Source organism: Rhizobacter sp. P3_B12, assembly GCF_056402895.1.
In genome coordinates this window covers 1-11,413 of sequence record NZ_JBFUGN010000104.1, presented here as the reverse complement: position 1 = coordinate 11,413, position 11,413 = coordinate 1, and the positions used below count along the sequence as shown (strand labels likewise).

11 protein-coding genes are annotated in these 11,413 nt (G+C 69.0%); 6 read left to right on the top strand and 5 right to left on the bottom strand.

Annotation, left to right across the window (positions count from 1 at the left end):
• Positions 1–670: SDR family oxidoreductase (locus AC1D01_RS08560; RefSeq protein WP_477865625.1), on the top strand; the 670-nt coding region annotated here is incomplete at its 5' end.
• 130 nt (positions 671–800) lie between these two features.
• The gene (locus tag AC1D01_RS08555; protein WP_477865624.1) at positions 801–1,928 is read left to right on the top strand and encodes a hypothetical protein; all 1,128 of its coding nucleotides are present in this window, start codon (positions 801–803) and stop codon (positions 1,926–1,928) included.
• A gap of 29 nt (positions 1,929–1,957) precedes the next feature.
• Here AC1D01_RS08555 and AC1D01_RS08550 read toward each other — a convergent pair whose 3' ends face one another.
• The gene (locus AC1D01_RS08550; RefSeq protein ID WP_477865623.1) at positions 1,958–2,161 is read right to left on the bottom strand and encodes a hypothetical protein; all 204 of its coding nucleotides are present in this window, start codon (positions 2,159–2,161) and stop codon (positions 1,958–1,960) included.
• Positions 2,162–2,415: 254 nt separating this feature from the next.
• On the opposite strand from AC1D01_RS08550, the gene AC1D01_RS08545 reads away from it, so the two are divergent.
• Positions 2,416–4,212, top strand: a complete 1,797-nt coding sequence (locus tag AC1D01_RS08545) for a glycosyl hydrolase (protein ID WP_477865622.1) — start codon at positions 2,416–2,418, stop codon at positions 4,210–4,212.
• 12 nt (positions 4,213–4,224) lie between these two features.
• On the opposite strand, the gene AC1D01_RS08540 is transcribed toward AC1D01_RS08545, so the two are convergent.
• A complete protein-coding gene (locus AC1D01_RS08540; RefSeq protein WP_477865621.1) occupies positions 4,225–5,136 on the bottom strand; it encodes an AraC family transcriptional regulator in 912 nt (303 codons plus the stop codon).
• Positions 5,137–5,279: 143 nt separating this feature from the next.
• Between AC1D01_RS08540 and AC1D01_RS08535 the strand changes: the two genes are divergently transcribed.
• Complete coding sequence (locus AC1D01_RS08535; protein WP_477865620.1) at positions 5,280–5,576, top strand: hypothetical protein; 297 nt, start codon at positions 5,280–5,282, stop codon at positions 5,574–5,576.
• A gap of 293 nt (positions 5,577–5,869) precedes the next feature.
• Positions 5,870–6,769, top strand: a complete 900-nt coding sequence (locus AC1D01_RS08530) for a hypothetical protein (RefSeq protein WP_477865619.1) — start codon at positions 5,870–5,872, stop codon at positions 6,767–6,769.
• A gap of 1 nt (position 6,770) precedes the next feature.
• Here the strand turns inward: AC1D01_RS08530 and AC1D01_RS08525 are convergent, their stop codons facing one another.
• The 3 genes from AC1D01_RS08525 to AC1D01_RS08515 form a co-directional block, all read right to left on the bottom strand.
• Positions 6,771–9,128 carry a hybrid sensor histidine kinase/response regulator gene (locus AC1D01_RS08525; protein WP_477865618.1) on the bottom strand — a complete coding sequence of 786 codons (2,358 nt, stop codon included), beginning with the start codon at positions 9,126–9,128 and terminating at the stop codon, positions 6,771–6,773.
• Positions 9,125–10,051 carry a DMT family transporter gene (locus AC1D01_RS08520; protein WP_477865617.1) on the bottom strand — a complete coding sequence of 309 codons (927 nt, stop codon included), beginning with the start codon at positions 10,049–10,051 and terminating at the stop codon, positions 9,125–9,127. Before AC1D01_RS08520 ends, AC1D01_RS08525 begins: the two co-directional genes overlap by 4 nt.
• Before the next feature lie 73 nt (positions 10,052–10,124).
• On the bottom strand, positions 10,125–10,433 hold the full coding sequence (locus tag AC1D01_RS08515) for a putative signal transducing protein (RefSeq protein ID WP_465111883.1): 309 nt from the start codon (positions 10,431–10,433) through the stop codon (positions 10,125–10,127).
• 61 nt (positions 10,434–10,494) lie between these two features.
• Here AC1D01_RS08515 and AC1D01_RS08510 point away from each other — a divergent pair.
• Positions 10,495–11,413, top strand: a 919-nt coding sequence (locus AC1D01_RS08510; protein ID WP_477865616.1) for a quinone oxidoreductase family protein, incomplete at its 3' end; no start/stop codon positions are given.

Here is an 11,413-nt window from a genome sequence, read left to right as displayed (position 1 = left end):
GCGCGGCGCCGAGGCGCTGGAGGCCACGGCCGCCGAGTTGCGGGCGCTGAAGCGCGGCGAGGTGCGCAGCGTGGCGGGCGACATCACGACGGCCGCCGGCCGCGAGGCGGCGCTGGCCGCCTGCCCGCAGGTCGACATCCTGGTGAACAACGCCGGCGGGCCGCCGCCGGGGGATTTCCGCGAGTGGGACCGCGACGCCTGGATCAAGGCGCTCGACGCCAACATGCTGACGCCGATCGAGCTGATCAAGGCGACGGTCGATGCGATGGCGGGGCGCGGCTACGGCCGCGTGGTCAACATCACCTCGGGCGCGGTGAAGGCGCCGATCGGCGTGCTGGGGCTGTCGAACGGCGCGCGCAGCGGGCTGACCGGTTTCGTCGCCGGCCTCGCACGCAGCAAGCTCGCGGCGAAGAACGTGACGATCAACGGCTTGCTGCCCGGCGCGTTCGACACCGACCGGCTGCGCACCACCGTGCGCGCCGGCGCGCAGAAGGCGGGGCAGGATGCCGATGCCGCGTGGGACGTGCGGCGCAAGGCGATCCCCGCGCAGCGCTTCGGCACCGCCGAGGAGTTCGGTGCGGTCTGCGCGTTCCTGTGCAGCGTGCAGGCGGGGTACCTGACGGGGCAGAACATCCTGCTGGACGGCGGGTCGTATCCGGGGACGTTCTAGGCGGAAGGATGTACTGCGCGTGGAACGATGTGGCGGCCGGCGTGACATACCGGGCGTTACTCGGGTGAGGGCTCGGCGCTTGTGAGGCCGAGGTGGCGCCCGGGACGCCACTTCAACCGCAAAGGCCACCATGGGTCCTTCCACCAAACTTCAGCCCAATGCTGTTCGCAAGATCCCGCGCTCGCAGAGTGCCCCCTCATCGGAACACGTCGGAAGGGTCGCCTCGCTTCCCCAACAGCGCAGTTCCGCGGGGCACTGCGTGCAAAGCCATCTGATTTCTCGCTCTGGATCGCACCTGTTCAAGGTGGCCTCGTTCGCCACCCTGCAGAGTGTTCCGTTCCTGGCCGCGCGCGCCCGCGGACAGGTGCAGGATTTCCAGGCGCATCTCGGTGCCTTGAAGTGCATGCTGGAGCACTACGAAGACCAGCGTGTCAACGCACCGCGCGGGAAGACCACGCCCGAAGTTCAGCCCGAGGACTGGAAGCTCGCCCAGGAGATCGTGAACACCCTGGCCACCTTTCCCGAATTTGCGACGTTGTCGCCGGCGCTGAGGCACACCATCGAGGCTCTGAAGCCCCAGCTGGGGCAGCCGGGACAGGCGCGATACAGCGCATGGACGGCGGTGGGCCGCGCCTTCAAGAGCAGCCGGCACGCGGGGAACCAGGCGTTGTCAGCCCGGCCGCCGGCGCCGCTGCAGCGGCAGGTTTCAGCCCCCGGGGCTGCGCCACAGCGCAAGGCGACCGTCTCCTGTCAGGCCGCGTGCCAGGATCTCGCGCTCTTGAGCAAAGACATCAAGACCGTCGGGAGCCAGCAGCAGATCTCATGGTCCGACGTGCGCGCAGGGGTGAACGCGATTGTCTCGAGCGGTGACTACAAGACCCACTTCTCGAGGAGCCAGCAAGAGGTGTTCGAGAAGCTGCAGAAGCTCAACGCCAAGGAGTCAGGGTTGCCTGGCCGATTCGATGCCTGGCAGGACGTTCAAAAGCTGCTGGCTCAGGATGCGGGTCCTTCGCCGGTCGCCGTGAACCAGCTTCGACAGCGTCTGACCGCCATGAGCAACAACAACGTCTGGATGACGTCGGACAGCGATGCACTGATCAAGTTGTGCCACACCGAGCGGTTCAAGCCCGGATGGAGCAGCGATCTGATCCATCAGATGCACTGTGTGGAGCTTGCCGTGAAAGGCAATGCGCAGAACGCGCGCGGCATGCTGGCAAATCTGCTCGCCGGTCTGGACCAGATGTTTCCGCCCGCGTAGCGGTCATGCGAGCGACGCGGGCGGTGATCTCACCCTTCGCCGAGCAGCGGCGCCTGCGTCAGCTCCGCATCGACATTCATCAGCACGCTGGCCAGCGACAGCGCGCGCCACAGGTGGGGTGGCATCGCCATGATCGCTTCCGGCGACTTGGCGCTGGCCACCCAGGCGCCGATCTCGGCATGCTGTTCGATGGTCAGCAGGTGCCGGCGCCGCATGTCGTCCAAGGTTTCCATCGAGGGCCTCTCAAGGTCACGAGGCGCGAGGCCGCGCCTCCTGCGCGGATCATCGCACGGGGCATTCGGTGCGAGTGATGCGGGGTCTCGTGGTCGGACGCGGCTTGCGTCGGCACGGCATGCACCCCGGCTGACACTGACAGCTACACACCTGCTCACATCCCCGCCGTTGCCAGTTGGAACCAGTTCCATAACACTGCGCCGACGCAGGCAATGACCTGCCCACCAGGGGACGGACGATGCGCAGGATTCACTTGAAGTGGAAAGCCGCCGGCGTGGCCGCGGCGATCGGCCTGATCGGCACGCTGGCAGCGTGCGGCGGCAGCGGGAGCGGCACGGCGGATGCGCCGGCTGCCGACGCGCCGTCGGAATCGGCCGCCGCCTTCGCGCCTGCGACCGACACCACGCTGCCACTGCAGGCCGAGCGCTACGTGCTCGCCAACACCGGCAGCAACCAGTGCCTCGAAGCCGCACCCGACAACGTCGATGGCGCGCGCTTCCGCTTCGCTGACTGCAACAGCGGCACGGCCCAGGCTTTCAATGTGAGCCTGGATACTTCAGGACGCTACAAACTGTTGGCAAGCAGTGGCCGCGCGATGGATGTCGCCAGCGCTTCGGCGGCCGACGGCGCCACCGTGCAGCAGTGGCAGGACAACGGCACCGACGCGCAGCGCTTCGCGTTCAAGCGGCTCGGCGGCAACCGCTTCGCGCTGGCGAACGCCGGCAGCGGCAAGTGCATTGCGCCATCGAGCAGCACCGGCCTGCAGCAGCTCGCCTGCAAGGACGAACCCGCGCAGTCATTCACCGTTCATCCCGCGGCCAGCGGCGGCAAGGCCGGCCCGGCGGTCGGGCGCTATTCGGTGCGCTCGGTGCATTCGCAACTGTGCGTCGGCATCGAGGGTGCCAGCACCGCCGATGCCGCGCGCCTGCTGCAGGCCGCGTGYGCGAGCGACGACGCGCAGCGCTTCGATGTTGCATCGGCCGGCGGCGGCGCCTGGCGCCTGACCAATGTCCGCAGCGGCAAGTCGATCAGCGTCGCCGCATCGTCCACCGCCAACGGCGCGGCCGTGCAGCAACTCGCCGACAACGCCGGCGCGAACCAGCGCTACACCGCCACCGCGATCGGCGATGCCTTCGAGTTGAAGGCGCGACACAGCGGCAAGTGCCTCGACGTGCGCGACTTCAGCACCGCGGTCGGCGGCGTGGTGCACCAGTGGGATTGCACCCGCACCGACAACCAGCAGTGGCGCCTCGTCGCGGACGCCGGCACGACGCCGGCCAACCCGGTCGGCAAGAGCGCGAAGCGCGGCATCGCCTACGACGTGGCCACCACCGCCGACCTGAACGCGCTGTCGCCCGGCGTGTCCTGGTGGTACAACTGGTCGCCCCGGCCGAAGCTGACACCGCCGGCCGGCACCGACTTCGTGCCGATGCTGTGGAACTTCAGCTTCAACGATGCCGAGATCGAGGCGCTGCTGAAGGCCAACCCGCAGTACAAGTACCTGCTGGTGCTCAACGAGCCCAACCTGTGGGGCCAGGCGACGATGTCGCCGGCCGACACCGCGGCGGCCTGGCCGCGTGTCGAGGCGCTGGCCGCCAAGACCGGCGTCAAGATCGTCGGCCCGCAGATCACCTGGGGCAACCTGGCCGGCTTCGAGGATCCCGTCGTCTGGATGGACGCGTTCTACACCGCCTACCGCAATGCCAACGGCCAGCGCGCGCCGCGCATCGACATGCTGGCCTTCCACTGGTACGACTACGGCCTGGCCGCGCAGCTCGATCGCCTCACCAAATACGGCAAGCCGTTCTGGGTCACCGAGTTCGCGAACTGGCACACCGGCGACGGCTCGGCGCAGATCGACAGCGTGGCCAAGCAGAAGGCGCAGATGGCCGAGATGGTCGGCGTGCTGGAGAACCGCGCCGATGTCGTGCGCTACGCCTGGTTCACCGGCCGCTGGAGCAACGACGTGCACTTCTCGAGCCTGCTCGGCGCCGACGGCCAGCTCACCGAGCTGGGCAGGTACTACCTGACGCTGCCCTACAAGCCCTGAGTCGGAACTGGACTAGAGGCCCTGGGCCTCGGGCGCCACGCCAGCCGACACGTCGCGCACCGGCGGCTGGCCGTACAGCCGCGCGTACTCGCGGCTGAACTGCGACGGGCTCTGGTAGCCCACGCGGTGGCCGGCGGTCGCGACGCCCAGCCGCTCCACCACCAGCAGCCGGCGCGCCTCGTGCAGGCGCAGCTGTTTCTGGTACTGCATCGGCGTCAGCGCCGTCACCGCCTTGAAGTTGTGGTGCAGCGACGACTCGCTCATGCCGACGTGCGATGCGAGGTCTTCGATGCGCAGCGGCTCGGCGAAGTGCCGGCGCAGCCAGTCGACCGCCTTGCCGACCCGGTTGCTGCGGCTGTCGGCCGACATGATCGCGAGCAGCCGCCCGCCATCCGGCCCGGTCAGCAGCCGGTACAGGATCTCCTCCTCGACGAGCGGTGCGAGCGCCGGGATGTCGTGCGGGCTGTCGAGCAGGCGCAGCAGGCGGATCACCGCGTCCAGCAGTTCGGGTGGCGCGCGGTTCACGGTGACGCCGCGCAGGCCGTCGCCGGGCGGCGCGGCCTGCGGTGCGCGCACCCGGCGCAGCAGTTCGGTGAGCCGCACGCCGTCGATCGACATGCCGAGCCCGAGGCTGGGCGATGCCGCGCTCGCCACGGTGACGCGCGAGACGATCGGCAGGTCGACCGAGGTGACGAGGTAGTCGCCGACGCCGTAGCGGTACTCGTCGTTGCCGAGCGTCAGGATCTTCTCGCCCTGCGCCAGCAGCGCGAAGCAGGGCCACTGCGCGGCGTAGTGCGGCTGCGACGGTGACGAACAGCGGCCGAAGAACAGGTTGCCGATGGCGGTGGTGGCCTGCCCGTCGGCGGGCGCGTGGCGGGCGATCAGCGCGGCGATCTCGGCGTAGCGGTCAAGGGTCGAAACCATGCCCACGATCTTGCACGAGACGCTGCGCGTTGCCGCGCCGCGAGCGCACGATTTGCAGGATCGTGCATGAGTTCTGGAGGATCCGGCTAACAGGTCGCGGGCCGGCTGCAGGATGATGCGAGCCGTCTCACCGGAGGAAGCCCATGACCGAAGCGATCGAAATCACCACCTTCAAGCTGGCGAACTGCACCTGCGACGACTTCATCGACGCCAACGTCGAGATCGACGACTGGCTCAAGCGCCAGGCGGGATTCCGCTCGCGCCGGCTCGCGCAGTGGAACGACGGCACCGTCGTCGACATGCTGATCTGGGATTCGGCGGCACACGGCCGGGTCGCGATGGCGCGGTTGATGAACGAGATGGGCCACTCGCGCGTGCACGCGATGATCGACCAGCCGACGGTGTCGTGGAGCGTGGCGCCGGTGCGGCATCGGGTCTAGCGCTTCGCTCGTTGCCCGCAATGCATTCGTCTGTGCTGCATTTGTCTGTGAAGCCTGTTGTACCTTCGCCGGAACGATGGCGAACCTGAAGCGACACAGGCATGTGGTTCCACTTTTGTGCGCTGGTTGTCATTGCCGGTGGTTCCACGTGAACGGTGGGTCCGAAGATGTCTAGCAGTAGCAGTATCGGTAGTGCAAGCAGGATGCCGCAGGTGTCATCCACGGGTGTCAATCGCGGGAGTGATCTGAAGTACAGGGGGGGCCAGGAGGGATCGACGGATGCGGCGCGTGCGATGGCAAGGAACCGCTTTCGCGAGGTCCTGTTCGCGGACCAGCCGCCAGAAAATCCCCATGCCATCTCGTCGGCCATCTGCCGACAGGGTGCGAAGCAAATGCAAGCTCTGGAAGAGGGGCTCACCGCCGACGGCGCTGTTCAACTCAGTCACTGGGCGCGGCTTCGCTCAGAAGGCGTCACCGGTGATCGCCAGGATGCGCTGAAGGCCCTGGCAAAGGCCGCGGAGGAGTTGGCGAATGCCATTCCAGACTATTGCTCCGACGCAATGGACAAGGCGTCGTTCAATCAATGCCGCAGGCGGGTCTGGGAGCGGTGGGACGCTGTACTGGAATTGATTCAACCCCCTGGCCCGAAGGAAGATTACGAGCCGGCATTCTCGATGGTCCGTGAAGTTCGCACCCATATCGACAGCCGCGGCGGTGCGTTGATCAAGGCGGCACGAGACGCCCTCAACACCCTCGCCGAGACCGAAGCCGATCCGCGCAATGCCGGGCGATGGAAACCTTCCGAGACGCGCATCTGGCGCAACGTCGTCTCCTCGATCGCCGCAATGCAGAGGAGAGAGGCTGCGTACGACGCCAGGAAGGGGCTGGCGTTCAATGGGATGCCTCGGCTTCGCAAGGACCAGGTTGACTTTGATGCGCATCAGCCCACGTCTGCGCGTGGAGCGCGTCCATCAAAGGAGGAGAGCGACAAGAAAAGAGCGGGGTACAAGCAATGGAAAGCCGGGCTGTCTCCCGGCAAAGAGACGCCGAAAGAGCGCAAACAAGCCCACGCCGATCGCGAGCGCAAACGCGCGAATCATGGCGGAAAGCAGATGAACTCCGCCTGGGTGGTGCTGTGCGAGATGATCGATGCGAAAGAGCGCGAACTCGAACAGACCGCGCAGCAGAACTGACTCACTCCGCCCGCTGCACCGCCCGCGCCTTCAGGCGCCGCTCGATCGCCGCCACCAGCTGCTCCTGCGTGAACGGCTTGGCCACGTAGTCGTCCATGCCGGCGGCGAGGCAGGCTTCGACGTCGCCCTTCATCGCGTTCGCGGTGAGCGCGACGATCGGCAGTCGGGCCAGGTCGCTGACGCCCTCGGCGCGCTCGATCTCGCGCAGCCGCGCGGTCGCCTCGAAGCCGTCGACCACCGGCATCAGGCAGTCCATCAGCACCACGTCGAAGGCATGGCTGCGCGCCGCGTCGATCGCGGCCTGGCCGTCGGACACCACCTGCACGTCGTAGCCGGCCAGCCGCAGCATCTGCGCCGCCACCTCCTGGTTCACCAGGTGGTCCTCGGCCAGCAGCACGCGCGCGCTCCTCACCGGGCCGCCCGGGCCGGGGACCGGCGGCGGCGCGGGCAGCGCGGCCGCGGGCACCGGTTGCGCTTCATGGGCCAGCAGGTCGATCAGCGCACGCCGCAACTCCTGCTTGCGCACCGGCTTCGACAGCCAGCGATCGACGCCCAGCCGCGTCAGGCTGATCGCCGGCATGTCCAGCCCCTGCGAGCTCAGCATCACGAGCTTCAGCCCGTCGAGCCGGCGGTTCGCGCGGATGCGCTGCGTCAGCGTCAGGCCGTCCATGTCGGGCATGTGCACGTCGAGGATCGCCAGGTCGTGCACCACCGGCCGCTTGCTCATCAGCTGCAGCGCATGCTCGCCGCTCTCGGCGGTGTCCACGCGCAACCCCCAGGCGCTCAGCTGGTGGCGCAGGATGTCGAGGTTGGTCGTGTTGTCGTCCACCACCAGCACCTGCAGCCCCTGCAGCGCCGCGGTTTCGCGGTCGGTCAGCAGGGGCTGGCTGTCGGGCACCAGCCGCATCGGCAGCGAGAACCAGAAGCGCGAGCCGTCGCCGCGCGTGCTCTGCAGCTGCAGCTTGCCGCCCATCATCGCCACCAGCTGGCTCGAGATCGTCAGGCCCAGCCCGGTGCCGCCGTGGCGCYGCGTGCGCGAGCTGTCGGCCTGCGTGAAGGCATCGAACACGCGCGCCTGGTCGGCCGTCGAGATGCCCGGGCCCGAATCCGACACCGCGAACTCCAGCAGCGCCGCATGGTTGTGCGCCGCGCTGCTGGCCGGCATCTTGGTCACCGAGATCATCACGTGGCCGCGCTCGGTGAACTTCACCGCATTGCCCAGCAGGTTCATCAGCACCTGGCGCAGCCGCGCCGCATCGCCGTAGGCGCGCACCGGCAGGTCGGGGCCCATCTGGCAGATCACCTCGAGCCCCTTGGCATGCGCCTGCACCGCGAGCAGCTCGGCCACGTCGTAGGCCACCTCGCAGGGGTTGAACGGCAGCGATTCGACCTCGAACTTGCCGGCCTCGATCTTCGAGAAATCGAGGATGTCGTTGATGACGCCCAGCAGCGCCTGGCCCGAGCGGTGCGCGCTGTCGGCAAAGCGGCGCTGCTGGTCGTTCAGCGTCGTGCCCATCAGCAGCTCGGTCATGCCCAGCACGCCGTTCATCGGCGTGCGGATCTCGTGGCTCATGTTGGCGAGGAACTGCGACTTGGCCTGGCTGGCCGCTTCGGCCGCATCCTTCGCCGCCTGCAGCTCGGACAGGTGCTGCGCCTTCTCGGCCGAAGCCAGCTCCATGCGCCGGCGGATCAGGAAGCCGTAGACCAGCATGCCCAGCGTGATCGCGGTGACGACGACGGCGCTCGCGAACTCGAGCCAGCGGTAGCGGCCCACCGACTGGCTCAGCGCGTCGATCTGCGTCTTCTGCACCGTGCGCGAGATGCGCGCGACGCTGCGCAGGTCTTCCTGCAGCTGCGCGTAGCTGCGGTCGACCTCGACCATCGCGCGCGAGGCCGCATCGAGTCGCTGCTCGCCGAAGCGCTGCAGCGTGGTCTCGGATTGCTCGACCATGCGCTGCACCGTGCTGCCGGCCGACTGCAGCCCCTGCACCATCAGCTCGCGCTCGCCTTCGGCCGGGTGGGCCTCGAAGCGCTGCACCGCGGCCGCGAGCGATTGCTTGAAGCGCCCGTGCGCGGCATGCAGCTGCAGTCGTTCATGGTCGACCTGGCCCGACGCGAAGATGTCGTTGGCCGGCGCGTCGACCTCGCCGGCCAGGCGGCGCAGCTCGCCCAGCGCCTCGAAGCGGGCGGCCCAGCTGCGGTCGGCGGCGAGCGAGTCGCCGAAGCGGTCGTTGACCTTGACGCCCAGGAGCTGGTCGAGCCCGATCACCACCAGGATCAGCAGCGCGGCCGCGCCGTACAGCAGTTGCCACGAGCGCTTGCGAGCGGAGGGAACTGCGACGGGGCCGGAAGGTGTCATGGTGTCCTGCGGGGCGCTGCGCGGGATGTTACGACGATCCCCGCGRCAATCAAGCCGAACGCCGCGACGTGGTACCACTGCGGCCCCTCGCCCAGCATCGCGGCCGACATCAGCGCGGCGAACACCGGCGTCAGGTTCGCGAAGAAGGCCGCCACCGCCGGCCCCACCGCGGTGACGCCTGCGCCCCAGCAGAAATAGGCCACGATCGACGGGCCGATCGCCACGTAGGCGAGCGCCGCATACACCGCGCCGGACCACAGCACCGGCTGCCCGCCGAGCGCGTGCTCGGCGCCCGCGCCGGCAGCGGCCCACAGCGCGCCGAAGCCGACCTGGGCGAGCAGGAACTCGGCGCCGTTCCAGGGCGGCCGCTCGGGCGGGCGCATCGAGGCCGGCGGGCGCGCCAGCATCCAGCTGTAGATCGCCCACAGCGCGGTGGCCAGCAGCATCAGCAGGTCGCCGGGCACCAGGTGCAGCTGCAGCAGCGTCGACGGGTGGCCGTGCGACAGCACCAGCGCCACGCCGAGCAGCGACAGCACGGCGCCGGCCCCCTGGCGCCGCGTCGGATGTTCGCCGTAGGCCAGCGCGCCGATCGCGAGCATGAAGAGCGGCGAGCTGGCGGCGATCAGCGTCACGTTGATCGGCGTGGAGGTGGTGACCGCCATGTACTGCAACGCGTTGTAGCTGCCGACGCCCACCAGGCTGAGCGGTGCGAGGTAGCGCAGGCGCGCGGCGAGGTCGCCCGGGCGCCTGAACAGGCGCCAGCCGAGCGGCAGCAGCAGCATGAAGGCGAGCGACCAGCGCAACGCGTTCAGCGCGAGCGGCGGCACGCTGCCGACCATCAGCCGCCCGACCACCGCATTGCCCGCCCACAACAGGGGTGGCAGCGTCAGCATCAGGATGATGCGGGGATGGAGGGCGGTCATGACGGCACCCTCGCGCTGCGCGCGTTCCCGCCGAGCGGGAGCGAACCCGCCTTCGGGCGGCCGTGCGGCGGGTTCATGCCGCGGGCATCGCGGCGCCGCAGTTCCAGCACTGCTCGAAGGGCCCGTCGATCACTTCATGGCATTGCGGGCAGGCCCACAGGTGGCGGCGCGGATGCTGCAGCTCGTCGAGCCGCACGAGGGCGCGCGCATGGTCGGCCTCGTCGTCGACCCACAGCTCGGGCAGGGTCTCRCTGGGCGGCACGCCGCCGGACAGGCTGCTCGCGAACGCACGTTGCACGGTGGTGGGGATTCCCGTCTGCGTGAGCATGTCGGCCCACAGCTGGGCGAGGGCGAGGTTGGGTGCGGTGGTGAGGCGTTTCAAGACCGGGTACGGGCAGGGTCGCGGGAGTGCTGGCACGATAACGCATCCACTGGAGCAACCCATGCCACTTACTGCACATGCCGTCCGCCTCGACCGAGCCGGCGGGCCCGAGACCCTGACGCTGTCGGAGGTCGTGGTCGGCGAGCCCGGCCCGGGCGAGATCCGCATCCGCCACCATGCGATCGGCATCAACTACATCGACGTGTACCACCGCAGCGGTACCTACCCGCTGCCGGCGCCGTTTGGCCTGGGCGTCGAGGGAGCCGGGGTGGTCGAGGCGGTGGGAGAGGGCGTGACGCACCTGCGAGCCGGCGACCGCGCGGCCTACGTGAGCCAGCCGCCCGGGGCCTACGCGACGCTGCGGGTGATGCCGGCCAAGTGCGTCGTGAAGCTGCCCGACGCGATCGGCTTCGACGAGGGGGCGGCGATGATGCTGAAGGGCTTCACCACGCAGTACCTGCTGCGCCGCACGCTGCCGCAGGCGGGGCTCGCGGCGGGCGATTTCGTGCTGTTCCATGCCGCGGCCGGCGGCGTCGGGCTGATCGCCTGCCAGTGGGCGCGTGCGCTCGGGCTGCAGCTGATCGGCACGGCGAGCACCGACGAGAAATGCGCCGCCGCGCAGGCGCATGGCGCGGCCTTCACGATCAACTACGCGCGGGAAGATTTCGCGGCCCGGGTGCGCGAGATCACGGGCGGCAAGGGTGTGAAGGTGGTGTACGACGGCGTCGGCCGCGACACCTGGGACAAGTCGCTCGACTGCCTGCAGCCGTTCGGCCTGATGGCCAGCTACGGCAGCGCGTCGGGCAAGGTGCCGCCCGTCGACCTGGGCGTGCTCGGCGCGAAGGGCTCGCTGTACCTGACGCGGCCCACGGTGTTCACGCACATCGCGACCCGCGAGTCGACGCAGGCGATGGCCGACGAGCTGTTCGCGATCGTCGGCAGTGGGCAGGTGAAGATCCCGGTGGAGCACCGCTATGCGC